This window comes from Mesorhizobium sp. WSM4906 (assembly GCF_029674625.1).
Classification (GTDB): domain Bacteria; phylum Pseudomonadota; class Alphaproteobacteria; order Rhizobiales; family Rhizobiaceae; genus Mesorhizobium.
On record NZ_CP121355.1, the window covers coordinates 3699616 to 3724042 of the forward strand.

The 24427-nt window shown below is 64.2% G+C and carries 18 protein-coding genes and 2 pseudogenes; 6 read left to right on the plus strand and 14 right to left on the minus strand.

Annotated elements, in window-relative coordinates:
- Positions 1 to 18: 18 nt before the first annotated feature.
- The 3 genes and pseudogenes from QAZ22_RS17580 to QAZ22_RS17590 form a co-directional block, all read right to left on the minus strand.
- Complete coding sequence (locus tag QAZ22_RS17580; protein WP_278202020.1) at positions 19 to 2589, minus strand: FAD-dependent oxidoreductase; 2571 nt, start codon at positions 2587 to 2589, stop codon at positions 19 to 21.
- Positions 2586 to 2999: pseudogene (locus QAZ22_RS17585) on the minus strand (DUF559 domain-containing protein); the annotation flags it as partial. The pseudogene QAZ22_RS17585 and the gene QAZ22_RS17580, both read right to left, overlap by 4 nt.
- A 469-nt stretch (positions 3000 to 3468) precedes the next feature.
- On the minus strand, positions 3469 to 5046 hold the full coding sequence (locus tag QAZ22_RS17590) for a trimethylamine methyltransferase family protein (protein ID WP_278202022.1): 1578 nt from the start codon (positions 5044 to 5046) through the stop codon (positions 3469 to 3471).
- A 212-nt stretch (positions 5047 to 5258) separates the two neighbouring features.
- Between QAZ22_RS17590 and QAZ22_RS17595 the strand changes: the two genes are divergently transcribed.
- Entirely contained in the window at positions 5259 to 7367 is a 2109-nt protein-coding gene (locus QAZ22_RS17595; RefSeq protein ID WP_278202024.1) for a prolyl oligopeptidase family protein, read from the plus strand.
- Between the two features lie 224 nt (positions 7368 to 7591).
- The gene (locus tag QAZ22_RS17600) at positions 7592 to 8971 is read left to right on the plus strand and encodes an aspartate aminotransferase family protein (RefSeq protein ID WP_278202025.1); all 1380 of its coding nucleotides are present in this window, start codon (positions 7592 to 7594) and stop codon (positions 8969 to 8971) included.
- 473 nt (positions 8972 to 9444) lie between these two features.
- Here the strand turns inward: QAZ22_RS17600 and mmsB are convergent, their stop codons facing one another.
- Together mmsB and QAZ22_RS17610 are read right to left on the minus strand one after the other, a co-directional pair.
- Complete coding sequence (mmsB, locus tag QAZ22_RS17605; protein ID WP_278202027.1) at positions 9445 to 10329, minus strand: 3-hydroxyisobutyrate dehydrogenase; 885 nt, start codon at positions 10327 to 10329, stop codon at positions 9445 to 9447.
- A gap of 25 nt (positions 10330 to 10354) precedes the next feature.
- Positions 10355 to 11521, minus strand: a complete 1167-nt coding sequence (locus tag QAZ22_RS17610; protein ID WP_278202028.1) for an isobutyryl-CoA dehydrogenase — start codon at positions 11519 to 11521, stop codon at positions 10355 to 10357.
- Between the two features lie 138 nt (positions 11522 to 11659).
- On the opposite strand from QAZ22_RS17610, the gene QAZ22_RS17615 reads away from it, so the two are divergent.
- Together QAZ22_RS17615 and QAZ22_RS17620 are read left to right on the plus strand one after the other, a co-directional pair.
- Complete coding sequence (locus QAZ22_RS17615) at positions 11660 to 12265, plus strand: dimethylsulfonioproprionate lyase family protein (protein WP_278202029.1); 606 nt, start codon at positions 11660 to 11662, stop codon at positions 12263 to 12265.
- Positions 12265 to 13737, plus strand: a complete 1473-nt coding sequence (locus tag QAZ22_RS17620) for a cobyric acid synthase (RefSeq protein WP_278202030.1) — start codon at positions 12265 to 12267, stop codon at positions 13735 to 13737. Before QAZ22_RS17615 ends, QAZ22_RS17620 begins: the two co-directional genes overlap by 1 nt.
- Before the next feature lie 310 nt (positions 13738 to 14047).
- Here the strand turns inward: QAZ22_RS17620 and QAZ22_RS17625 are convergent.
- The 4 genes and pseudogenes from QAZ22_RS17625 to QAZ22_RS17640 form a co-directional block, all read right to left on the minus strand.
- Positions 14048 to 14468: pseudogene (locus QAZ22_RS17625) on the minus strand (VOC family protein).
- Positions 14469 to 14556: 88 nt separating this feature from the next.
- Entirely contained in the window at positions 14557 to 15390 is an 834-nt protein-coding gene (locus QAZ22_RS17630; protein ID WP_278202031.1) for an AraC family transcriptional regulator, read from the minus strand.
- A gap of 85 nt (positions 15391 to 15475) precedes the next feature.
- A complete protein-coding gene (locus QAZ22_RS17635) occupies positions 15476 to 15646 on the minus strand; it encodes a hypothetical protein (protein WP_278202032.1) in 171 nt (56 codons plus the stop codon).
- Positions 15647 to 15698: 52 nt separating this feature from the next.
- Entirely contained in the window at positions 15699 to 16484 is a 786-nt protein-coding gene (locus QAZ22_RS17640) for a TSUP family transporter (protein WP_278207871.1), read from the minus strand.
- 110 nt (positions 16485 to 16594) lie between these two features.
- Between QAZ22_RS17640 and QAZ22_RS17645 the strand changes: the two genes are divergently transcribed.
- Positions 16595 to 17026 carry a TerB family tellurite resistance protein gene (locus tag QAZ22_RS17645; RefSeq protein WP_278202033.1) on the plus strand — a complete coding sequence of 144 codons (432 nt, stop codon included), beginning with the start codon at positions 16595 to 16597 and terminating at the stop codon, positions 17024 to 17026.
- Positions 17027 to 17101: 75 nt separating this feature from the next.
- Here QAZ22_RS17645 and QAZ22_RS17650 read toward each other — a convergent pair whose 3' ends face one another.
- The 5 genes from QAZ22_RS17650 to QAZ22_RS17670 form a co-directional block, all read right to left on the minus strand.
- Positions 17102 to 18724, minus strand: a complete 1623-nt coding sequence (locus QAZ22_RS17650) for a dipeptide ABC transporter ATP-binding protein (protein ID WP_278202034.1) — start codon at positions 18722 to 18724, stop codon at positions 17102 to 17104.
- Positions 18721 to 19590, minus strand: a complete 870-nt coding sequence (locus tag QAZ22_RS17655; RefSeq protein ID WP_278202035.1) for an ABC transporter permease — start codon at positions 19588 to 19590, stop codon at positions 18721 to 18723. Before QAZ22_RS17655 ends, QAZ22_RS17650 begins: the two co-directional genes overlap by 4 nt.
- Positions 19587 to 20534: an ABC transporter permease gene (locus QAZ22_RS17660; RefSeq protein WP_278202036.1), complete on the minus strand. Its 948-nt coding sequence runs from the start codon at positions 20532 to 20534 to the stop codon at positions 19587 to 19589. Before QAZ22_RS17660 ends, QAZ22_RS17655 begins: the two co-directional genes overlap by 4 nt.
- 235 nt (positions 20535 to 20769) lie before the next feature.
- Complete coding sequence (locus QAZ22_RS17665) at positions 20770 to 22248, minus strand: ABC transporter substrate-binding protein (RefSeq protein WP_278202037.1); 1479 nt, start codon at positions 22246 to 22248, stop codon at positions 20770 to 20772.
- Positions 22249 to 22364: 116 nt separating this feature from the next.
- A complete protein-coding gene (locus QAZ22_RS17670) occupies positions 22365 to 23642 on the minus strand; it encodes an acetylornithine deacetylase/succinyl-diaminopimelate desuccinylase family protein (RefSeq protein WP_278202038.1) in 1278 nt (425 codons plus the stop codon).
- Positions 23643 to 23912: 270 nt separating this feature from the next.
- Here QAZ22_RS17670 and QAZ22_RS17675 point away from each other — a divergent pair, with 270 nt between their 5' ends.
- Positions 23913 to 24344: a L,D-transpeptidase gene (locus tag QAZ22_RS17675; protein ID WP_278202039.1), complete on the plus strand. Its 432-nt coding sequence runs from the start codon at positions 23913 to 23915 to the stop codon at positions 24342 to 24344.
- Positions 24345 to 24427: the final 83 nt, after the last annotated feature.

The window sequence follows — 24427 nt, forward strand, 5'->3', positions numbered from 1 at the left end:
CACGCTCCTGGAGTTGCTCTAGGCGCGCATCTTCTCGCCGCTCGGGTCGAAAGGCGGCTCGATATTGATGCGGGCCGGGCGGCGGTGGCCGAGGATCTCGATCTCGAACAGACCGGCGCTCTCGTCCTCGGCAAGGGCGGCCGGCACATAACCTTGCGCCATCGATTTCTGAACATAGTGCGCATAGCCGCCCGAAGTGACCCAGCCGACCACGCGCCATTCGCCGTCGACGATGCCGCGCACGGCGGAGGCGCCTTCGGCGGCCCTGGAGCCGCGCACTTCCTTGCCCGTCTCGTCGAAACGCGGCGCGCCATAACCATGCGGCTTTTCCACCGTGCCGTAGTCCTTGCCGACCTTCGCCCAGATCGGCTCGTCGCCCATCACGTCGGCGTCCGCCGCATCGACGATGAAGGAGACACGGCGCAGCTTCGGCCCCTGCGCCTGCTCCTTGGCTGACGCCTCACGGCCGATGAAGTCGTTCTTCTCCAGCTTGATGAAGCGGTCCATCGAACCTTCGAACGGTCCGTAGATCGGGCGCAGTTCGCGGAACCAGGTCGGGAAGTTCTTCTCCAGGCGCATCGACAAGAGCGCGCGCATGCCGAAATCGACGATGCCGAATTCGGCGCCGGCGTCCTTGATCGCGTGATAGACCAGACGCTGGTAGGCGGGCGCCATCCAGATCTCGTAGCCCAAGTCGCCGGTATAGGTGATGCGGTTGACCATGCAGGGCGCGCCGCCGACCGCCATCTCGCGGAAATCCATGAAGCGGAAGGCCTTGGTCGAGACGTCGACATCGACAAGCCTCTGCAACAGGTCGCGTGATTTCGGTCCGGCGATGGACAGCCCGACCAGCGTCTGGTCGAAGCGGTGGATGCGTACCGAACCGTCCTTCGGCAGGTGCTTCTCGAACCAGCGCATATGATATTTCTGTGCGGCCGACGAGCCCCAGATCATGAAGCGGTCCTCGCCGGTCTTGGCGATGGTGAAGTCGCCGATCAGCTTGCCGAACTCGTTGACCATAGGGGTCAGCACGATGCGGCCGGCCTTCGGCATGCGGTTGGTCATCAGCCGGTTGAGGAAATCCTCGGCCGCCGGTCCCGACACCTCGTATTTGGCGAAGTTGGCGATTTCGGTGACGCCGACCCTTTCGCGCGTGGCGCGCACTTCTTCGCCGATCGGACCGAAATCGTTGGAGCGGTGGAAGGAGACGATGTCCTTTGGCTCGGTGCCCTTCGGCGCAAACCAGAGCGGGGTTTCGAGTCCCCATGAATCGCCCATGACGGCGTTGTTGGCGAGCATGGTGTCGTAGAGCGGCGTCGTCTGCGCCGGACGGGCGGCAGGCAGTTCCTCGTTCGGGAAGCGGATCGAGAAACGCCGCGAATAGTTCTCGCGCACCTTGGCGTTGGTGTAGCGCAGCGTCGCCCATTCGCCGAAGCGGGCGACGTCCATGCCCCAGACGTCGAAGCCCGGATCGCCATGCACCATCCAGTTGGAGAGCGCGAGGCCGACGCCGCCGCCCTGGCTGAAGCCGGCCATGACGGCGCAGGCGCACCAGAAATTGGTCAGGCCCTGTACCGGACCGACCAGCGGGTTGCCGTCGAGCGCGAAGGTGAAGGGGCCGTTGATGATCTGCTTGATGCCGGCCTTCTCGATGCCGGGGAAATGCTTGAAGCCGATCTCCAGCGACGGCGCGATGCGGTCGATGTCGGGCTGCAGCAACTCATGGCCGAAATCCCACGGCGTGTTCACCGGCGACCACGGCTTGCAGGCCTTCTCATAGGTGCCGAGCAGGATGCCGTTGCGCTCCTGGCGGGTGTAGATCTCGCCCTTGAAATCGAGCACGCCGATCATCTCGCGGCCGGTCGACTTGTTGAATTCCTCGACCTCCGGCATCGGCTCGGTGAGCAGGTACATGTGCTCCATCGCCAGCACTGGCAGCTCAACGCCGACCATGCGGCCGATCTCGCGCGCCCACAGTCCGCCGCAGTTGACGACATGCTCGGCCTTCACCGTGCCCTGCTCGGTAACGACGTTCCAGGTGCCGTCGACCTCCTGCGTCAGCTCGATGACGCGGTTGCGCAGCACGATCTCGGCGCCGAGTTTTCGCGCGGCCTTGGCATAGGCATGCGTCGTACCGGACGGATCGAGATGGCCTTCGACCGGGTCCCACATGGCGCCGACGAAATTCTTCTCGTCCATCAGCGGGAACATCGCCTTTGCTTCCGAAGGCGTGATCAGTTCGGTGTCCATGCCGAGATAGCGACCCTTGGCGTGGGCAAGGCGCAGGAAGTCCATGCGCTCCGGCGTATCGGCCATCATGACGCCGCCGGTGAGATGCAGCGAGCAGGACTGGCCGGAGAGCTCCTCGATCTCCTTGTAGAGCTGGACGGTATAGGCCTGCAGCTTGGCGACGTTGGGGTCGCCGTTGAGCGTATGGAAGCCGCCCGCCGCATGCCAGGACGAGCCGGAGGTCAGCTCCGAGCGCTCGATCAGCATGATGTCGGTCCAGCCGGCCTTGGCGAGGTGGTAGAGCACCGAGCAGCCGACGACACCGCCGCCGATAACAACCGCTTTTACGTGGGATCTCATGAAGATAGGTCCGTTTTTGAAGATACTGAATCGAGTGATTGAGGCGTGAAGACAAAGCGCAGATCGGGGGCGACGATGTTTTCCGCCATCCTGCCGTCAAGCGCGGCAAGGATGGTTTCGCAGACGGAAGCGCGATGTTTCAGGCCGTCATGGTTCCAAAGGCGCAGGATCGAATAACCTTGCGCGCGCATGAAGTCGTCGCGGCGGCGGTCATAGGAACTGTCGGCGTGTTGGGACCCATCGACCTCAACGACCAGCCATTTTTCGCGGCAAGCGAAGTCCGCGAAATAGGGGCCGATGGAAAATTGACGCGTGAACCGGTAGCCGCCGAGCTTGCGCGCCTTCAGCTCAAGCCAAAGCAGTGCTTCGGCCTGATTGCCTGTCTGACGGAGGTCTCTTGCTCGCTGGGTGGTACCTTGTTTGCGGCGGCTTCGCGTTTGAGCAGCGCCTTCCCCACTCCGTCGCCGCTTCGCGGCGCCACCTGTCCCCCCTCCGGAGGGAGAGGAAGGGTGCCACCGAGAGGAAGGGCGCCGGCTGGAATCGCCTCGCGCCTTTCCTCTCCCCCGTCGATCGGGGAGAGGTGTCGAGCGAAGCTCGACGGAGTGGGGGTCGATCGTGCACCAAATCCGCTTGATTTCCTGCTCGCTGGGTCGCGCCCGCTTTGCGGCGGCTTCGCGTTTGAGCAGCGCCTTCCCCCACTCCGTCGCCGCTTCGCGGCGCCACCTCTCCCCCCTCCGGAGGGAGAGGAAGTGCGGCACCGAGAGGAAGGGCGCCGGCTGGAATCGCCTCGCGCCTTTCCTCTCCCCCGTCGATCGGGGAGAGGTGTCGAGCGAAGCTCGACGGAGTGGGGGTCGACCGTTCATCCTCAACCCAGATGGATCAGAAGTCGGTCGGCGCGCCGCCTTCGGCGCGGCGCTTATCGACGAAATCGTTGAGCTCTTCGCGAATGGCAGGGTCCATATAGGGCTCCTCGTAGGAAGCAAGGCGCTCCTTCCAGACCTTGTTGGTGCGCTCCAGCGCCGTCGGCGAGCCGGCCTCGGTCCAGGTTTCGAAATTACGCCAGTCGGACACGATCGGCGAATAAAAGGCGGTCTTGTAGCGCTCCTGCGTGTGCTGGGTGCCGAAGAAATGACCGCCCGGTCCGACCGACTGGATGGCGTCGAAGCCGAGAGCATCCTCGGAGAGATCGAGCGGGGTGAGGAATTCCGCCACCATCTGCAGAAGATCGATGTCGAGAATGGTCTTTTCGTAGGAGCAGCGCAGGCCGCCTTCCAGCCAGCCGGCGCCATGCATCATCAGGTTGCCGCCGCCCTGGATAGCGCCCCACAACGAGAAGACGCTTTCATAGGCGGCCTGCGCGTCGACCGTGTTGGCCGCGCAGGTGTTCGAGGTGCGATAGGGGATGCTGTAACGGCGGGCGAGCTGACCGCCGACGAGCTGAGCCTTCATGTATTCCGGCGTGCCGAAGGCCGGCGCGCCGGACTTCATGTCGACATTCGAGGTGAAGCCGCCATAGCCGACCGGCGCGCCCTTCCTCACCATCTGCGCGAACGCGATGCCGGAGAGCGCCTCGGCGTTCTGCTGCACCAGCGCTCCGGCGATGGTGACGGGCGCCATGGCGCCCGACAACGTGAACGGCGTGACGATCACCGCCTGGCCCATGCTGGCCATCTGGACGATGCCTTCCATCATCGGCACGTCGAGCTTGAGCGGCGAATTGGTGTTGATGATGGTGAAGACCGAGGGCTCTTCCATCAGCTGCTCTCGGCTGATGCCGCGGGCGATGCGGGCGATCTCGATGCCGTCGACATTGCGCTCCTTGCCGAGCGAATAGATGTGGAAGACTTTGTCGGTCAGCATGGCGAGGTCGCGGATGCATTCGAGGTGCCGGACCGAAGGATGGATGTCGATCGGCTCGACCGGATAGCCGCCGGTGCACTGCAGGATGTTGTGCATCTGCGCCAGGCGTAGGAAGTTGCGGTAGTCGGCCTGGTTGCCTGGCCGCCGGCCGCGATCGAGGTCGGAGCAATTGGGCGCCGAAGCCATCATCGACAGGATGACATTGTTGCCGCCGAAACGCAGATTGTGTGCCGGATTGCGGGCATGCAACGTGAATTCCGGCGGGCAGTGCGCAATCAGCTCCAGGATCATGTCGCTGTCGAAGCGGACGCGCTCGCTGCCTTCGCTGACGTCGGCGCCATGCGCCTTCATGATGCGGCGCGCTTCCTCATGCAGCACATCGACGCCGATTTCCCTCAAAACGCGCAGCGAGGCGAGGTGGATCGATTCCAGCTCGTCGTCGGAGACCAGCTTGGTCGGCGTCAGCGGATTCTTCAGCTGCCGAAAGGGCGGCTGCTCGAAGGCCGCCGATCCGCCAGCGCGCTTCCCCGCACGGCCGCCGCGGCGGGCGCGATCTGTTGCCAATGCCGGTTCGGCGGGATGAAGGGCGGCGGTCATGAGAAGCCTCGTGAGGATGCGAAAGTGGCCGGCATAATGGACCGGCGGCAATGCTGCCGGTGAGGAGGCGGCGACCACTAGGGCGAGGGAAGCGACATGACGGAACGGCAGCCGTCGCCCCGGTCTGCTGACCCAGGTTCGGGGCGACGCTGCTCTTGAATGTTGGCGCGACGAACGCGATGTAGGCAAAGCCCCAGACGCCGGAGACCCGCATGACCAGCACAATGACCAAAACCCAGCCCGAACTGGCGGCCGAGGATCCCTTCCTCTGGCTGGAGGACCGCAATAGCAAGGAGGCGCTCGACTGGGTTCATCGCCAGAATGCGGTGACGGTCGCCGAATTGCAGGGCGACCCTTCCTATCAGGGCGCGTTCGAAACCGCGCTCGACCTGATGACCGCCGAGGACAATATCCCGGTCGGTGCGGCGCTCGCCGGCCATGTCTACAATTTCTGGCAGGATAAGACCAATGCGCTTGGGCTGTGGCGCCGCGCGCCTGTCGCCTCCTACAAGACCGCCAAGCCGGAGTGGGAGACGATCATCGACTTCGACCAGCTCTCGGCCAAGGAAGGCGTGAAATGGGTGTTCGGCGGGGCGAGCCGGCTCTATCCCGATTTCGACCTCTGCCTGCTCTCCATGTCGCCCGACGGCGGCGACGCCAGCGAGATGCGCGAGTTCGACATCGCGACGAAATCCTTCGTCGAGGACGGTTTTCGGGCGCCCGCCTCGAAGTCGGGTTTTTCCTGGCTGGACAAGGACACGGTGATCGTCTCGGCGGCTTTCGAGGAGGACGACAAAACGCAGTCAGGCTATCCGCGTGTGATCAAGCTCTGGCGGCGCGGGACGAAGCTGGAGGACGCAACGCCGATCTTCGAAGGCGAGAAGCATCATCTTGCGGTCGGCGGCGGCGTGGAGTTCGACGGCGACAAGAAGCATGTGCTGCTTGGCAAAACGATCGACTTCTTCACCTCGCACAGTTTTCTGCGGCTGGCTTCGGGCGAGAACCGACGCATCCCGCTGCCCGATGACGCCACCGACACGGCGATCTTCAAGGGACAGCTCGTTTTCGGCGTGCGCAGCCCGTGGACGGCGCCGGACGGCACACGCTGCCTGCCCGACGGGCTCTATTCCGTGGATTTCGACCGCTGGATCGAAACCGGTACGTTCGAACCGATCGAGACGCTGCTCAAACCGGAGCATCGCGTTTCCATCGCCGGCCTCGCGAGGACAGAGGACCGCCTGTTCATCAACCTGATGGACAATGTGCGCGGCAAGGTCGTCGTTTGCGATCGCACCGACAAGGGCTGGTCGCTGAAACCGGTCGGCCTGCCCGATAACGGCAATGTCGGCATCAGCCATGCCGAGCATTTCGGCGCAAGCGTCTCCTTTTCCTTCACCGATTTCCTGACGCCGAGCTCGATTATCTGGTCGGACGACGATGGCGAGACGCTGACGACCGTGAAGGCGCAGCCGGCGCGGTTCGATGCCTCGCCTTATGTTTCGGAGCAGTTCGAGGCGCGCTCGAAGGACGGCACGATGATCCCGTATTTCGTCGTGCGGCGCCGCGACCAGACAGGGCCGGCGCCGGCGCTGCTCTATGGCTATGGCGGCTTCGAAGTGCCGCTCCTGCCAAGCTATGCCGGCATCCGCGGCAGGCTCTGGCTGGACAAGGGCAACGCCTATGTGCAGGCCAATATCCGCGGCGGCGGCGAATTCGGCCCGGCCTGGCATCAGGCCGCTCTCAAGGCCAAGCGCCAGAACGCCTTCGACGATTTCGCGGCGGTGGCCGAGGATGTGGTCAGGCGCGGCATCACCACGGCGGCGCAACTCGGCATCCAGGGCGGCTCGAATGGCGGCCTGCTTACCGGCGTGTCGCTGACGCAGCGGCCGGAGCTGTTCGGCGCCGTCATCATCGATGTGCCGCTGCTCGACATGCTGCGTTACACCGAACTACCGCCGGGCGCGTCATGGATCGCCGAGTATGGTGATCCCTCGAAGTCGGAGGAGGCAGCCTGGCTCGGCGCCTATTCGCCCTATCAGCATGTCGCCCCGGGCACCGGCTATCCGCCGGTGCTGCTGATGACGTCGACCGCCGACGACCGCGTCCACCCCGGCCACGCGCGCAAGATGGCGGCGCGGCTGCAGGAAGCCGGTCACGGCAGGACGCTGTTCTTCGAAGAAACCGAAGGCGGTCACGGCGGGCGCGGCGACCGCCGGCCGCAAGCGGCACAGACGGCGATGCGCTATGTCTTTCTACAGCGCGCGCTGAGCATCGGACCGAAAAGTGGAAGCCGGTTTTCGGACAATCCGATGCTCGACTGAAAACGCGGCGCAGCTTGAATTTATGGCCATGGGCGGCTTAATGTGCCGCCATGGTCCGTATCAGCACATCAGGCGCCTTCGGGGTCGCGGTGACGCCGTCACCGCGCACGCTACGTGCCGAACTGTTGCGGCTGTGCGCCCGCATCGGCTACTCGCCGCCCCGTTTCCTCTGACGAATCCGCCCCGGCTTCTGCCGGATTGGTTCCAGAGGAAAGATCAAATCCATGACCTATCAGAACTATTCGCTGAAGCAGCTTCAGCAAATCGATGCCGCGCATCACCTTCATCCCTTCACCGACCACAAGGAACTGCGCGAGATCGGCTCGCGCATCATCACCCGCGCCGACGGTCCGTTCATCTACGATTCCGAAGGAACGAAGATCCTCGACGGCATGGCGGGCCTTTGGTGCGTCAATATCGGCTATGGCCGTGACGAGCTGGCCGACGCCGCTTATGCGCAGATGAAGGAACTGCCTTACTACAATTCCTTCTTCAAATGCTCGACGCCGACGCCAGTGCTTTTGTCGAAGAAGCTGGCGGAGCTGGCGCCCAAGGATGTCAGCCAGGTCTTTTACGGCTCGTCCGGCTCGGAGGCGAACGACACGGCGCTTCGGCTCGTGCGCCACTATTGGGCGTTGGAAGGCAAGCCGGAGAAGAACCGCATCATCTCGCGCAAGATGGCCTACCACGGCTCGACCATCGCCGGCACCTCGCTCGGCGGCATGGAGCCGATGCACAAGCAGCTCGGCGGCGCGGTGCCCAACATCGTCCATGTGATGATGCCCTATGCCTATGAGCTCGCGCTGCCCGGCGAAAGCGACCATGATTTCGGCATACGCGCGGCCAAGGCGGTGGAGGACGCCATCCTCGAAGCCGGCGCCGACAAGGTTGCCGCCTTCATCGGCGAGCCGGTGATGGGTGCGGGCGGGGTGAAAATCCCGCCGATGAGCTACTGGCCGGAAGTGCAGCGCATCTGCCGCAAATACGACGTGCTGTTGATGCTCGACGAAGTGATCACCGGCTATGGCCGCACCGGCGAATGGTTCGCGGCGCAGACCTTCGATGTGGAACCCGACACCATCACCACGGCGAAGGCGCTCACCTCCGGCTACCAGCCGCTGTCGGCGCTGCTGGTCGGCGACCGCATCAGCAAGACGCTGGTCGAGAAGGGCGGCGAGTTCTATCACGGCTACACCTATTCCGGTCATCCGGTGGCCTGCGCGGTGGCGCTGAAGAACCTCGAGATCATCGAGCGGGAAGGCCTGGTCGACCGGGTCAGGACCGACACCGGTCCCTATTTCGCGCAGGCGCTGCAGGAGCGCATCGCCGGCCACAGGCTGGTCGGCGAAGTGCGCTCGATCGGCCTGATGGGGGCGATCGAGATCGTCAAGGACAAGGCGACCAAGGAACGCTACCTGCCGTCGGGCAGCGCCGCCGTGGTCGTCCGCGATCATGCGATTGCGCAAGGCATGATGCTGCGCGCCACCGGCGACACGATGATTTTGTCGCCGCCGCTCATCTGGACGCGCGACACGATCGACATGGCTTGCGAGCGCATCGCCAAGGCGCTCGACCTTGCCGATGCGGATCTGCGGAAGCGTTGAACGAAGCGGGTCGTCTCGTCGTCATCCTGGGGCGGAGCAAGGAGCGTAGCGACGAGCGCAGACCCCAGGATCCATGCCGTGACCTCGACCGAGGGGTGCAGCGCTGCAGAGTTCTGCGCCATTGCACCGCTTCGAAGTCACGGCATGGATTCCAGGGTCTCCGCGACGGAGCTTCGCTCCTGCTGCGCCCTGGAATGACGAGGTGAAGGGGCATTGCATAAACGCAAAAACCGCGCCCCAACGGGAACGCGGCTTTTGCCAGATACGCATGGCGCTTCGCTACGAGAGACTTGCGAAACTTACGGGCTCCGGTACGCGAGACCTGATCCGGAGCGCCGGGCGGTTGCGATGTCCGCCTCGCAGTCCGTTTTAAAGGCACATCGTTACCGGTGCGTTATCGAGAGCTTAAGCAAATCTAAATTTGCCGGCTTTGCGTCGAAAAAATCCGCTGATAAGCCTTTGAAAGCAGTGGTTTAGATTTTATCGCCGCGCAGGAAATTAATAATGCCGGAAAAATCGACTCCGGCATTCCCTTGCGCGTTGAACAGCGCGTAGAGCTGCGTCGCCTCGGCGCCCAGAGGCGTCACCGCGCCGGCACTTTGCGCGGCTTCCTGCGACAGTTTCAGGTCCTTCAGCATCAGCGCTGCGGCAAAGCCTGGCTTGTAGTCGCGGTTTGCAGGAGATGCCGGAACAGGACCGGGCACCGGGCAGTAGGTGGTGAGCGACCAGCACTGGCCGGAAGAGGTGGAGGCGACGTCGAACAGCGCCTGATGCGAGAGGCCGAGCTTTTCGGCAAGCACGAAGGCTTCGGCGACGCCGACCATCGAGATGCCGAGGATCATGTTGTTGCAGATCTTGGCGGCCTGGCCGGCGCCGTCGCCGCCGCAATGGACGATGCGGCCGGCCATCGGCTTCAGGATCGGCTCGGCGGCGGCGAAAGCCGCGTCGGAACCGCCGGCCATGAAGGTCAGCGTGCCTGCGGCGGCGCCACCGGTGCCGCCAGAGACCGGGGCGTCGATCGAGGGCAGGTCATGCCTGGCGGCAATCGCATGCGCCTTGCGCGCTGATTCGACATCGATGGTCGAGGAATCGATGAGCAACGCGCCTTTCTTCGCCTTGGGCGCGATGTCCTCGTAAACCGACAGCACATGCTTGCCGGCAGGCAGCATGGTGATCACCACATCGGCGTCCTTCACCGCGGCGATGGCGTTGGCCATGACGGTGACGCCATGCTCTTTCGCGACGGTGAGGTTCTCCGGAACTAGATCGAAGCCGTTAACAATGTGCCCCGCCTTTACGAGGTTGGCAGCCATAGGGTTGCCCATATTGCCGAGGCCGATGAAGGCAATAGTGGTCATCGTTGTTTCTCCGGAATCTTCGCCTTCAGCGGCCTATCAGCGCGCGCGCGATGATGACCCGCATGATCTCGTTGGTGCCTTCGAGGATCTGGTGGACGCGCAGGTCGCGCACCAGCTTCTCGATGCCGTAGTCATGCAGATAGCCGTAGCCGCCATGCAGCTGCAGCGCCTCATTGGCGACGTCGAAGCCTATATCGGTGACGAAGCGCTTGGCCATCGCCGACCATTTGCCGGCATCCGGCGCCTTGCGGTCGAGCTTCGAGGCGGCGGCGTAGAGGAAGATGCGCGCCGCCTGCAGCTCGGTCTCCATATCGGCCAACCTGAACTGCAATGCCTGGAACTGGTTGATCTTGGAGCCGAACGCGTTGCGCTCGGCGGTGTAGGCAAGCGTCTTGTCGAGCGCCGACTGCGCGCCGCCCAGCGAGCAGGCGGCGATGTTGAGCCGGCCGCCGTCGAGCCCGGCCATGGCGATGCCGAAGCCGGCGCCTTCGGCGGCAAGCAGGTTCTCGGCAGGCACCTTGCAATCCTCGAAGATGACCTGGCGGGTCGACTGCATGTGCCAGCCCATCTTGTGCTCGTTGGCGCCGAAGGTGAGGCCCGGCGCATCCTTGGGCACGACGAAGGTCGAGATGCCTTTCGGCCCGTCGCCGCCTGTTCGCGCCATCACGACATAGAGGTCGCTGTCGCCGGCTCCGGAAATGAACTGCTTGGCGCCATTGAGCACATAGTCGCCGCCGGTCTTCACCGCCCGCGTCTTCAGCGCGGCGGCATCCGAGCCGGAGCCGGGTTCGGTCAGGCAATAACTCGCCAGCCATTCCATCGAGGTCAGCTTCGGCAGGAAGCGTTGGCGCTGCTCGTCGCTGCCGAAGCGGTCGATCATCGAGGCCGCCATGTTGTGGATCGAGATGAAGGACGAGAAGGCCGGATCGGCGCGGGCAAGCGCCTCGAAGATCAGCACCGCATCGAGGCGGCCGAGCGCCGAGCCGCCGACATCGTCCTTGATATAGATGCCGCCGAGGCCGAGCGGCCCGGTCTCGCGGATCACATCGGCGGGAAAGTGCTTCGCCCGGTCCCAATCGAGCGCGTTCGGCGCGACGCGGTCGGCCGCGAAGGCCTCAGCCATCTCCTTTATGGCGCGCTGTTCCTCGGTGAGTTCGAATTGGCCAGTGCCCGCATCGACTGCCGCGTCCATGGCGTGCTCCCTGTCGTTTCAGACCTTGTGGCCTGTCGTTTTTGGCTTTGCGCAGCGATCAATCTAGACCAATGATGCCGCCGCGCAACCCAGCCTTCCGCGGACCGGCTGTGCATGGATTGATCAACGGAGCCTTGCGTGCCGACAATTTTCGACCAGTTGCTGGAGCGGTTCCACTTCTATCTCGCCGGTGTCGGCAGCGATCTGGTCGCGGACGCCGTCGCCCGCATCGGCTGGGACATGCCCTCGCGCCGGCTCGAACCGCGCGCGCTCGGTTGTCTTCGCCATCTCGATCGCATCGCCGAGCTTGCGCAGCCTCACAGCAAGCCGTTGGCGCGGTTCGTTGCCGATCATCGAGACGAGTTGCGCTGGGGGCAGACCTATACGGCCGCCGATTTCGGCCAGGCCTTCATCGACAGTTACGGTTGGCTGGAGGTGTTCGGCACGCGCGGGCACTTCGTCAATGATGAGGTCGCGGCCGGCCTGCTGATCCTGGGGCCCGGCATCGTCTATCCCGACCATCACCACATCGCCGACGAGATCTATATTCCGCTGACCGACGGCACCGAATGGCGCATGGGCGAGGGGGATTTCCACGTTCGTGCGGGCGGCGAGGTCATTCACCACGCGTCCAACGTCAGCCACGCCATGCGCACGGGCAAGGAACCGCTCATGGCGCTCTATATCTGGCGTGGCGGACCGCTGGCGCAGAAATCGACGATCGGCTCGGAGGGCAGCAACTGATGGCAAAAGCGATCATGCTGCAAGGCACCGGCTCCGATGTTGGAAAGACTGTGCTGGTGGCGGGGCTCTGTCGTGCCGCCCAAAAGCGGGGCCTGAAGGTCAGGCCGTTCAAGCCGCAGAATATGTCGAACAACGCCGCCGTCGCCGATATCCCCGGCGACAGCAATGCCGGCGGCGAGATCGGCCGCGGGCAATGGCTGCAGGCGCTGGCCTGCGGGGTCCGGCCGACCGTGCACATGAACCCGGTGCTGCTCAAGCCGCAGAGCGACATCGGCTCGCAAGTGGTGGTGCAGGGCAAGGTGTTCGGCGAGGCGCGGGCGCACGACTATCAGGCGATGAAGGCACGGCTGATGGACGCGGTGCTCGATTCCTGGGCGAAGGTCGGCGAGGGCGCCGATCTGGTCATCGTCGAAGGCGCCGGCTCGCCGGCCGAGATCAATCTGAGGAGCCGCGACATCGCCAATATGGGCTTTGCGACGCGCGCCAACGTGCCGGTGGTTCTGGTCGGCGACATCGATCGTGGCGGCGTCATCGCCTCCGTCGCCGGCACGCATCTGATCCTGCCGGAGGAAGACCGGCGCATGATTGCCGGCTACCTCATCAACAAGTTCCGCGGCGATGTCTCGCTGTTCGACGATGGCATAAGCGCGATCGAGAAATTCACCGGCTGGCCGTGCTTCGGTGTCGTGCCATGGCTGAAGGCTGCCGCGCGCCTGCCTTCAGAAGATTCAGTCGTGCTCGAGCGCCTCGCTTCCGGCGAGAAGCGGGCGCTGAAGGTGGCGGTGCCGATGCTGGCGCGCATCGCCAATTTCGACGATCTCGATCCGCTCAAGGCCGAGCCGCAGGTCGAGGTGGTGTTCGTGCCGCCGGGCAAGAAGCTGCCGGAGGACGCCGGCCTAGTGGTCATACCCGGCTCGAAGTCGACGATCGGCGACCTTCTGAAATTCCGCGAGAATGGCTGGGATCGCGACCTCGTCGCCCATTGCAAGCGCGGTGGCCATGTCGTCGGCATCTGTGGCGGCTATCAGATGCTCGGCCGCATGGTGCGCGATCCAGACGGTATCGAGGGCATCGTCACCGAGACTGAAGGCCTTGGCCTGCTCGACATCGAAACGGTGATGGAACCGGAAAAGACGGTGCGCAATTCAAGCGCCCATTCGGTGCAGTTCGGCCTGCCGCTCGAAGGCTACGAAATCCATCTCGGCCGCACCACCGGTCCGGACACGGCGCGGCCGTCGGCGATCATCAACGGCGTCGAGGACGGTGCCATCTCCGCCGACGGCAAGGTGATCGGCACCTATCTGCACGGGCTGTTTTCGGCGAATGCCTTCCGCGCCGCTTATCTCGAGAGCCTTGGCGTCAGAAGCGGCGGCGTCGACTACCGCGCCGAGGTCGAAAAGGCGCTGGACGAGGTCGCGGCCGAGCTGGAAGCGCATCTCGACTGTGATGCGATTTTTGCGTTGGCGCGATAGGTCTGTTCCGCTGCACGGAAGCCGGGCTGGCCGCATGTGCCCCGAGCATAGAGCGTCTTGGCGGTTATCCGAGCCATCTAAGCGGTCGTCATTCTATGGCGGAGCAAGGAGCGAAGCGACGCGTGCAGACCATAGAATCCATTCCGTGACGTCGAGGCGTTGCAGCCGTGCAGAATTCTGCTCTGCTGCGCCCTTCGATCGAGGTCACGGAATGGATCCTCGGGTCTCCGCGACGGAGCTTCGCTCCTGCTCCGCCCGTGGATGACGAAGTTCAGGCGCTGTCGCCAATCCCCAACGTCAGCGAGACGTCCTACCCCGTCTCCCCGGCCTTCGGCCAATAGGTGCCGAAGGACCAGACATTGCCTTCCGGGTCGAGGCAGATGAACTCGCGGCTGCCATAGTCGCGGTCGACCAGTTCCTGAATGATCTTGGCGCCGGCCCTTCTTGGCTTTGGCATAGGCGGCGTCGGCGTCATCGACGGCAATGTAGATCGACTTGCCGCCACTACCGCCCGGCTCGCCGACCATCTTGCCGTAGTCGTCGTCGCGGGCCGTGCCGAGCATGATCATCGAGGACCCGAAGGTCAGCTCGGCGTGATGGACGAGGTCGCCCTCGCCATAGCGGGCGCGCACTTCGAAACCGAAGGCGTCGCATAGCCAGTCGATGATCTTGGCCGCGTTCCTGTAGCGCAGGGCAGGATAGATACGGGGTGCTTCGTTTGCCGCGGACATGACAATCTCCCTTGTGTCGGTTGATGAGAGCCAGTCTCGCTTGGGGCGGTTTCCGCGTCTTGAAGAAGTGTTACCTGCCCCCGGCGGCCTAAGCCAGCGCGGCGAGCGCGGTTGGCGTTTCGCCGGCGAACTGGCGGAATTCGCGCACCAGGTGCGCCTGGTCGGCATAGCCGCAATCGGCGGCGATGCCGGCCCAGTCGTCTTCCTGCCGCTTCGACAGCGAGAGCGCGTGGTTGAAGCGCACGATGCGCGACAATGTCTTCGGGCCTATGCCGATCGCGTCGGAGAATTTGGCCGCCAGATGCTTGCGGCTCCAGCCGATCTCTTCGGCGAGCGCCGAAATGCGGTTGCGGCCGCCCGACGCTATAACCTTCCTGTAGGCCCAGGCGACTTCGGGCGAAAGCGGGTTCGCCTCGGCAAGCCGGCTGGTCACGAACCCCTCGGCAATCGCAAAGCGTGCGTCCCAGTCCTGCGCCTCGCCCAGCCGTTCGCGCAAGGCGATGCCTTCGAAGCCCAGCGCATCGTCGAGGCCGACCATGCGGTCCTTGAGCTCGCTCATCGGCAGGCCGAAGAATTGCCTGGCGCCGAGCGGGGTGAAATTGACCTGGACGCAGCAGGCGCCGCCGAAGGATTCGATCACGACAGGACCGGCATAAAGGCCGGCAGCGAAGCTGGCGAAACGGTCATTGTCGCCGGGATCGCGGCCGAGTCCGATGGCGAAGGCCTCGGCAAAACTGATCACCAACGGCACGGTGAGCGAGGCATATTCGACGATGCGGAAATGGCCGGGCCATATCTCCCGATAGCCGCAGATATCGGTGACAATGCCCGCTAGCAAGGCGGTGGGCTTACGCCGGACCATCTCGAAATGGAGGGCGGAAGAGCGATTGTCCTGCCGATGGCGCTCTGTCTCGTCGGACATGGCTCAAGCCTACCAGACCTTGCCCTCGAATCAAAAGCGCCCGGGCAGAGCCGGGCGCTTCGAGTTGCTGAAGATCTGCCAGCCTTTATGCACCGCGCATCAGGCAGCCGGCGGCAAGCACGATATAGGCGATGAGCATGATCCAAACCGCCGCGAGAGGAATGAACGCAAGAAGGCCAAGAGCGGCGAGAAGGCCGATGATGGCGATGACCAACGAAACAATGAACACGATCTGGGTGGGCGCACTGAGATTCATGTCTGGTCCCTCCAACATGATTCGCAACACTCGAATTCTACCAGCAGGACCGTCACACACCAATTAGCTGGCGTAGGGGATTGGCCGGGTCGGCAAGCAGCTTGATCGCCAGCGCCACGCAAACGATCACCAGCAGCGGCTTGATCAGTTTGGCGCCGATCCTGATGGCGAGGCTGGCGCCGACGCGTGCGCCGAGAAACTGCGCCACGCCCATCATCAGACCGATCTTCCAGTAAACGACGCCGACAGCGGCGAAGACGACGAAGCCGCCAATGTTGGAGGCGAAGTTGAGCAGCTTGGTGTGTGCCGTCGCCTTGAGCACGCCGTAACCGGCGAGCGCGACGAAGGCCAACATGAGAAACGAACCCGTCCCCGGGCCGAACAGGCCGTCATAGAAGCCAATCGCCGGTACGATCGTCAGGCCGAACAGAAACGGAGACAGGCGCTCGGCACGATCGACATCGCCCATGTTGGGCTTGAACGCAAAATAGAGAGCAATGGCGATCAGCAGGACCGGCAACAGAGCACGCAGGAAGTCGCCGGGCACGACCGTCGCCAGCAGGGCGCCGATGGCGCCGCCGACGAGCGCCAGCAGCGCGGAGGGGAACTGGCGACGCAGATCGACCTGACCGTTCGCGGCATAATGGATGGTGGCCGAGCCGGAGCCGAACATGCCCTGCAGCTTATTGGTGCCGAGTGCCGCGACCGGTGAGAAGCCCGCGAGAAGCAGCGCCGGAATCGTGATCAAGCCGCCGCCGCCAGCGATCGAATCGACAAAGCCCGCGGCGAAAGCGGCGGCGATCAGTATGAAGACGGACTGCAGGGTAAGGTCGATCATCGGGCTGGGGGGCGAGGCGAGGAGGGAGCCGCAGCTTCCATCACGCTTGCCCAGTTTGCGCAAGACCGATTCCACGCTAACAATCAGGCGGAATCGCAAAGGGGAGGCTGATGGCGATGGCGCTGCTCGATCAGATACGCTCGATCTTCGACGGCGACCCGGGCGTGCGCAAGGTGGCGGACGATCCGGTGCTGTCGGCGGAGCTTTTGATGCTGTTCCGCATGATCCTGGCCGACGGCTCGGTCTCCGAGAGCGAAATGGCAGCCTTCCGGCGCATCTGCAAGGAAGCCTTCGGTATTCAGGAATCCTCGATCGACAGCGTCATCGAATATCTCAACGACTACGGCTACGAGACCAACGGCTCGCAGGCGATCGCGCTGTTCCGCGACCTCGACGTCGAGCGGCGCAAGCTGCTTGCGCGCCACATGGCCGAGATAGCCAAGGCCGACGCTAAGCTCGCCGAGAGCGAGGTCAAGCTTCTGCGCCGCACGCTCGACCTGCTCGATATCAGCCCGGTCGATCTGGTCAAGCCGGAGGGCTGAGCGCGGCTGCCCGGCCGGGTCCCCGCCACTTCGCGGCGTCCGGCGTTCGCTGTCGGCGCTGCGGGAACCGGCTGCTCAACCCTGTTCATGCATGCGCCGCGCGATCGCGCGGTGAAGGTCTGGCGCCGCCGCGACCAGCGCCTGAGCCGATTCAGAGCGAGGATTGTCGAGCACATCGCTGGTCCGGCCGCGCTCGACGATCTTGCCTTCATGCATGACCAGCACTTCATCCGACATTGCGCGGGCAACCGTCAGGTCGTGGGTGATTAAGAGATAGGCGATGCCGAGCTTCTGGTTGAGCTCGGCGAAAAGGTCGAGGATCTGGGCGCGGATCGAGACGTCCAGCGCCGAGACCGGCTCGTCGGCCACCACCAGCTTCGGCCGGGTGATGATGGCGCGGGCGATCGACAGGCGCTGGCGCTGACCGCCCGAGAATTCATGCGGGTACTTATCCATGTCGCGTGGGCCAAGCCCGACCTCGTGCAGCGCATTCGCGACAATCTCGCGGCGCTCGGCCCGCGCCGGCTGCTTTTCCAGAAGGTGCAGCGGTTCGGCCACCAGCTTCTCGACCTTCTGGCGCGGGTCGAAGGAGCCGTAGGGGTCTTGGAAAACCACCTGCATGTCACGCCGGGCCGGCTTCAGCGCCGCCTCCGCCTTACCGGTGATGGTCTCGCCGCGAAAGCGGATCGCGCCCGCCGTCGGCCTGTCCAGCGCCAGGATCATGCGAGCGAGGGTGGATTTGCCGCAACCGGAGCGTCCGACGAGCGCAACAGACTGGGCGGGTTCGATGGTCAGCGAGACGTCGTCGACGGCGCGGATCGGCTCCGCTGGTCGGAACAGGGATTTGCGCCGGCCCGGATAATCGCGGCTGACGCCTTCGACCTCGAGCAGCGGCTTTGCCGAGCCGGCAAGATGGGTCTTAGGCCGCGCCGGCACGTGCATGGAAGCAAGGGCCAACTCGCGGGTGTAGGGGTGAAGCTGCTCCGACAGCGTGCGCGCGGTATCGCCGGCCTCCATCACCTCGCCTTGCCGCAGGATGGTCAGGCGATCGGCCATCTCGGTCACCACCGCGAGGTCGTGCGAGATGAGCAGCAGGCCCATGCGGTTTTCGCGCACGAGATCACGCAACAAGTCGAGAATCTGCGCCTGCAGCACCACGTCGAGCGCCGTCGTCGGCTCGTCGGCGATCAGGAGCTTCGGCTTCAGCGCGCACGCGATCGCAATGACGACGCGCTGGCGCTGGCCGCCGGAGAGTTCGTGCGGGTAGCGCGACAGCGGGAACTTTGTCTCCGGCAAGCCGACCCGGTCGAGCATTTTTCGCGCCCGTTCCTCGGCTTCGGCGCGGCTCGTCTTGGTGTGCCAGCGGATGCCCTCGGCCACCTGCTCGCCGATCGTCTTGACCGGATTGAGCGCCGTCATCGGCTCCTGGAAGACCATGCCGATGTCGTCGCCGCGCAGCGCGCACATCTGGTCCTCGCTCGCGGCCAGGAGGTCGATGCCATCGAAAGTGACGCGTCCGCTGGTGCGCGCCAGATGCGGCAGAAGGCGCATGACGGTCAGTGCCGTCATCGACTTGCCGGAGCCGGATTCGCCGACCAGGCCGACCACCTCGCCGGGCGCGATTGCGAGCCCGACCTCCTTCAGGATCGGCGTCTTGCCGATGGCCAGCGACAGGTTCTCGATCTCGAGCAGGCTCATCGCTGCCGCCGCGATTTCGGATCGAAGATGTCGGCGATGCCGTCGCCGAGCAGATTGAGCCCAAGCACGGTGACGACGATCGCCATGCCGGGAAAGATCGCCATCCAGGGCGCCGTCACCATGCGCGTCTGGGCGTCGAACAGCATGCGCCCCCAGCTCGGCATCGGCGGTTGCGCGCCGAGACCAACGTAGGAGAGGCCGGCTTCGGCAAGGATGCCGAGCGCAAACTGGATCGTGCCCTGGACCAGCAGCAGCGTCGCGATGTTGGGCAGGATGTGCTCGATGGTGATATGCGTCATGCCCTTGCCGGCGGCGCGCGCGGCGAGGATGAACTCGCGCGGCCAGATCGCCAGGCCACCCGCGCGAGCGACGCGGGCAAAGACCGGGATGTTGAAGATGCCGATGGCGATGATGGCGTTGACGGCGCCGGGGCCGAAGATGGCGGTGATCATGATCGCCGAGAGCAGCGCAGGGAAGGCGAAGACGAGATCGTTGACGCGCATCAGCGCCTCGTCGGCAATGCCGCCGCGCGCGGCGGCGAAAGCGCCGAGCGGCACGCCGACGCCCATGCCGATGCCGACCGCCACCAGTGCCACGGCGATCGAGTTGCGGGCGCCGACCATGATCATCGACAGGATGTCGCGACCGAAGTGATCGGTGCCGAACCAGTGCGCCAGCGACGGCGCCTGCGTCTTGTCGGCGATCACCAGCTTGGTCACGTCATAGGGCGTCCAGACGAAGGACAGCAGCGCGACCGCGGCTACGAGCAGGGTGATCGCGAAGCCGATCAGGAACGAGCGGTTGCGGAAGGCTTTGGCCAGAGCCCCGGCAAGGGTTTCCTCGGGCAACTCGACGCGCATCGTCATTGCCGGCCTCTCAGCCGCGGATCGACGACGGCATAGGAGAAGTCGACCAGCAGGTTGACGGCGATCACGGCGGCGACCAAGAGCATCACGACGCTCTCGACGACGATCAGGTCGCGCTGGGTGATGGCCTGGAACACCAGCCGGCCGAGACCGGGCAGATAGAAGACATTCTCGATGATGATGGTGCCCGCGAGCAGGAAGGCGAATTGCAGGCCGAGGATGGTGAGCACCGGGATCATGGCATTGCGCAGCGCGTGGCGCCAGAGCACGGCGCGGTAGGGCAGGCCTTTGGCGCGGGCGGTGCGGATATAGTCTTCGTTGAGCACCTCGATCAGTGCCGAGCGGGCGACACGCGCGAGGATCGCCGCTTGCGGCAGGGCCAACGCCAAGGCAGGCAGCAGCAGCGACTTCAGCGCCGGCCAGATGCCGGCGCTCCAGCCGGGAAAGCCGCCGGCCGGCACCAGCCGCAGCCACACGGCGAAGAGGTAGATCAGCATCAGGGCGAACCAAAAGTTCGGCACAGCGACGCCAAGCTGCGCCGCGCCCATCGCAAGCGCGTCGCCGGCCCGCCCCTGCCGGCTGGCCGAAAACACGCCGACCGGAATGGCTATGACGGTCGAGAGCGTCAGCGCGACCAGCGCCAGCGGCAGGGAAACGACGACGCGCTCACGCACAAGTTCGATGACGGGAACCGAGTAGGTATAGGAGCGACCGAAATCGAGGCTGAGCAGCCCGCCCGCCCAGTGCAGGTAGCGCAGGACAAGCGGCGCATTCAGCCCCATCTGGTCGCGCAGCAGCTCGACCTGCTCGGTGCTGGCGTTGAAGCCCAGCATCAGGCGCGCGGGATCGCCGGGCAGGATCTCCATCACGGCGAACACCACCATCGAGGCCAACACCAGCGTGATGGCCGCGATGATGAGACGCTTGAGGAGGTAGGCGGTCATGGGAGGTGGTGCCCCGCGACGGCTGGATGAAGGCCGAGTTCCCGCCAACCCCCATCCGTCCTGCCGGACATCTCCCCCTCAAGGGGGGAGATTGTGCTCTCGCTACGGCTTTCGCCAATCGCCAACGGTGCCAAGGAAGAGGCGGCGATGAAGCCGCCAATCTCCCCCCTTGAGGGGGAGATGCCCGGCAGGGCAGAGGGGGGTGTGACGGAGTGCAAGTTTCGCCTTTAGGCCGTCAATCCGTCCACTTCACCTTGGTGAGGTCGTTGGCCTGGATCGGGGCGTTCTCCCACAGGCCCTGCAGCTTGGCGTCCCAGACGCCGACCTTCGGCAGCTCGTAGAGGAAGCCGACCACGGCGTCGTCGGCGAGGATCTTCTGCGCTTCGCCGAGCAGTTGCTTGCGCTTGGCTTCGTCGGAGGTGAGGTTGAGGTCGGCGATGATCTTGTCGAAGGTCTGATTGTCGTAATTGAAGTAATAGTCCTTGCGCGAATAGATATCGATGTCGTTCGGCTCGGTATGAGACACGATGGTGAGATCGTAGTCCTTCTTGGTGAAGACCTGGTCGAGCCATTGCGCCCATTCGACCGGAATGATCTCCAGGTCGATGCCGACCTCGCGCAGCTCGGAGGCGATGATCTCGCCGCCAAGCCGCGCATAGGAAGGCGGCGGCAGCTTCAGCGTCGCCTTGAAGCCTTTTTCGAGGCCGGCCTCCTTCAGCAGTTCCTTGGCTTTGTCGACGTTGTGCGGATAGAGGCCGGTGAGGTCGACATAGTCCTTGTTGGCGGGCGACATATGCGAGCCGATCGGCACGCCGAGACCGGCCGAGGCGCCGTCGATGATCGCCTTGCGGTCGAGCGCGAAGGAGATCGCCTGTCTGACCTGCAGCTTGTCGAAGGGGGGCTTCTTGTTGTTGATCGAAAGAATCGTCTCGCCTTCGGTGGAGCCGATCACGACCTTGAAACGCGGGTCGCCCTTGACCTGGGAAACGCTGTCGGGATCGAAGAAGGGAAAGGCCTGGATGTCGCCGGAAAGCAGCGCCGGCACAGCGGCGGCGGCGTCGGGCACGATGCGGAACTCGACCTTGTCGAGCGCAACGGGGGCGCCCCAGTAGCTGTCCGACTTCACCAGCGAGATCGACGAGCCCTTGGCCCAGTTCTGGAACTTGAAGGGGCCGGTCCCAATCGGCTTTTCCTTGTTGGTGTCGGCGGATTTCGGCGACACGATCACCGCGTCGCCCCAGCCCATGTTGTAGAGGAAGGAGCCCTGCGGGTTCTTCAACGTCACCTTGACGGTGGCTGGATCGACGACGTCGACCTTGTCGATCTGCGCGAACAGCCCTTTCTGGGCATTGACCGAATTGTCGGCGCGAGCGCGGTCTAGGGAGAATTTCACGTCGTCGGCGCTGAAGTCGCTGCCATCGTGGAACTTCACGCCGGTGTGAAGCTTGAATGTGTAGGTCTTGCCGTCATCAGAGATGGTCCAGCTTTCGGCGAGGTCGGGCAGAACCTCGCCGTTGGGGCCGATGCGGGTGAGGCCTTCGAAGACATTGGCATACAGCACCTCGTCGATCGCGGCGGCCGCGCCCGCGGTCGGATCGAGATGCGGGGGTTCGAGCGGAATGCCGATGACGAGGTCGGTGCGCGCGGCAAACGCCGACGTGGCGGCGGCAAACGACAGCACGGCTGCGGCAAAAATGGTCTTCCACAATTTCATCGCTGAACTCCCATTGCTCAAAATATGCTCAAGCCAGCGGATAGAAGCGTGATTTGGCCCGGGAGTAAATTGCGTTTCGTGCTGCCGGGCAGCGCCAAGGGAAATGTTTTTCCGGATCAGCCGTTCGTACCGCGCAGCAGCGCGTTGAGGCCGATCGCCATCACCTTGGCCGATTCCACCATGTCGGCGATGCCGACCCATTCGTCCGGCCGATGGGCAAGATCGAGAATGCCTGGGCCATAGGCGATGCAGTCGTAGATATGGCCGATGCGGGCGACGTGCTTCTGGTCGTAGGTGCCGGGCGAAATCACATAGTCGGGCTCGCGGTCGAAGACCTCCATGATGCCTTGTGCGACAGCCTTCACCACCGGTGCGTCGCGCTCCGTCATCAGCGGCAGAACTTCCATCAGGTCGCGGATCTCGTAGTCGAACTTCTTCCGCTCGCGCTTCAGCCGTTCGAGGATGCCCGTGACTTCGCCCTTGACGGCGGCGAGGTCCTCCTCGAGCAGGAAGCGGCGGTCGATGGTCAGCCGGCAGGAATCGGGAACATTGGGCGAGGGCAGGCCCGGCCTGAAATCCTCGGTCTGGCCGCCATGGATGGAATTGATGTTCATGGTCGAGCGCCGGGCGCCCTCGGGCACCACCGGCATGCGCGTCACCTTGCGGTCGAGCGCCGGGAACAGCTCGTCCTCGAAGGCCTGCAGCACGGCGCCCATATGGCGCACGGCGTTGTCGCCGAGGAACGGCATCGAGCCATGCGCGATCTCGCCCTTGGTCTCGATCTCGGCCCACCAGACGCCGCGATGGCCAAGGCAGATGCGATCCTTGTTGAGCGGCTCGGGAATGATGACGTGGTCGACCTTCGGCCTGGAGAAGTAGCCCAGCTTCGCCAGATGCGCGACGCCGCCGAAGCCGCCGGACTCCTCGTCGACGGTGCCTGAAATCTCGATGGCGCCGGAGAAGTCGGGATAGACCTCCATGAACGCTTCCGCGGCGATGACGGAGGCGGCGAGCCCGCCTTTCATGTCGCAGGCGCCGCGGCCGTAAACCCGGCCGTCCTTCACCAGGCCGGCAAAGGGATCGACGGTCCAGCCTTCGCCCGCTTCGACCACGTCGATATGCGAATTGAAGTGCACGCAAGCACCGGGCGAGCGGCCGTCGAAACGGGCGACGACATTGACGCGCGGGTAGCGGTCGGTGTCGCCGGGCGTGCCCTCGGCGCGAATGAACTCGGCCTCGAAGCCGAGCTTTTCCAGCCGCGCACCAAGATACTCGGCGCATGGCCGGTAGGCCTCGCCGGGGGGATTGACGGTCGGAAAGCGGATCAGGTCGGCGGCCAGCGCGACCAGGTCGTCGACCCGGTCGTCGACTGCCCGAAGGAGTCGTTCATTCATCCGACGGATTGAAGAAGCAATGCCGCGGTTTTGCAAGCCGCCACTCGCTCACCGTCAAACAATAATCAGCCGAGCAATCATCCGTCAGGCTCAAAGGTTAAACCGTCGAGAGTGTGTGCCGTATCGGCAACCATGGCGCGAAAATCATTCAAATTCGCCGCATCGGATTGGCGGTTTCGTCAACGAGTGTGTGGTACTTAACGCACCTGCCGGCAAAATGATGGAAAAGAACCACGTGATGGCAAGGGGCAATCGAAGGGGTTTGATCGCATGAAGAAGTCCGTTCTCATGGCAGCCGTGCTGGCAACCGCGCTGCTTGGCACATCTCTTGCCGGTAGGGCGGCCTCGCTGGTCGCCAACATCGACGTTTCCACGCAGACGATGACCGTCAGCAAATATGGCCAGGTGCTCTACCGCTGGAACGTATCGACCGCGCGCAAGGGCTACTTCACGCCGCGCGGCAGCTACCGGCCGCAATGGACGGCGCGGATGTGGTACTCGCGCAAGTACGACAATTCGCCGATGCCGTATTCAGTGTTCTTCCACGGCGGCTACGCCATCCACGGCACCGGCGCGGTGAAATATCTCGGGCGGCCGGCCTCGCATGGTTGCGTGCGCCTGCACACGGCCAACGCCGCGACCTTCTACGCGATGGTCAGGGAAGTCGGCTACGGCAATACGCGGATCGTCGTGACGAACTGATCCGGTCTGGACAGCCGGTTAGGGCAGTTCATCGTTTCACGGAAACGCTGAACTGCCCTAACTATTTGTTTTTACGCAATTCC

Bases quoted from the DNA above. Each gene is read 5' to 3' on its own strand.
- QAZ22_RS17665 (WP_278202037.1), bottom strand. From the start codon at position 22,248: ATGAAATTGTGGAAGACCATTTTTGCCGCAGCCGTGCTGTCGTTTGCC.
- QAZ22_RS17580 (WP_278202020.1), bottom strand. From the start codon at position 2,589: ATGAGATCCCACGTAAAAGCGGTTGTTATCGGCGGCGGTGTCGTCGGC.
- QAZ22_RS17600 (WP_278202025.1), top strand. From the start codon at position 7,592: ATGACCTATCAGAACTATTCGCTGAAGCAGCTTCAGCAAATCGATGCC.
- mmsB (WP_278202027.1), bottom strand. From the start codon at position 10,329: ATGACCACTATTGCCTTCATCGGCCTCGGCAATATGGGCAACCCTATG.
- QAZ22_RS17675 (WP_278202039.1), top strand. From the start codon at position 23,913: ATGAAGAAGTCCGTTCTCATGGCAGCCGTGCTGGCAACCGCGCTGCTT.
- QAZ22_RS17620 (WP_278202030.1), top strand. From the start codon at position 12,265: ATGGCAAAAGCGATCATGCTGCAAGGCACCGGCTCCGATGTTGGAAAG.
- QAZ22_RS17670 (WP_278202038.1), bottom strand. From the start codon at position 23,642: ATGAATGAACGACTCCTTCGGGCAGTCGACGACCGGGTCGACGACCTG.
- QAZ22_RS17640 (WP_278207871.1), bottom strand. From the start codon at position 16,484: ATGATCGACCTTACCCTGCAGTCCGTCTTCATACTGATCGCCGCCGCT.
- QAZ22_RS17590 (WP_278202022.1), bottom strand. From the start codon at position 5,046: ATGACCGCCGCCCTTCATCCCGCCGAACCGGCATTGGCAACAGATCGC.
- QAZ22_RS17650 (WP_278202034.1), bottom strand. From the start codon at position 18,724: ATGAGCCTGCTCGAGATCGAGAACCTGTCGCTGGCCATCGGCAAGACG.
- QAZ22_RS17630 (WP_278202031.1), bottom strand. From the start codon at position 15,390: ATGTCCGACGAGACAGAGCGCCATCGGCAGGACAATCGCTCTTCCGCC.
- QAZ22_RS17655 (WP_278202035.1), bottom strand. From the start codon at position 19,590: ATGACGATGCGCGTCGAGTTGCCCGAGGAAACCCTTGCCGGGGCTCTG.
- QAZ22_RS17645 (WP_278202033.1), top strand. From the start codon at position 16,595: ATGGCGATGGCGCTGCTCGATCAGATACGCTCGATCTTCGACGGCGAC.
- QAZ22_RS17610 (WP_278202028.1), bottom strand. From the start codon at position 11,521: ATGGACGCGGCAGTCGATGCGGGCACTGGCCAATTCGAACTCACCGAG.
- QAZ22_RS17595 (WP_278202024.1), top strand. From the start codon at position 5,259: ATGACCAGCACAATGACCAAAACCCAGCCCGAACTGGCGGCCGAGGAT.
- QAZ22_RS17660 (WP_278202036.1), bottom strand. From the start codon at position 20,534: ATGACCGCCTACCTCCTCAAGCGTCTCATCATCGCGGCCATCACGCTG.
- QAZ22_RS17635 (WP_278202032.1), bottom strand. From the start codon at position 15,646: ATGAATCTCAGTGCGCCCACCCAGATCGTGTTCATTGTTTCGTTGGTC.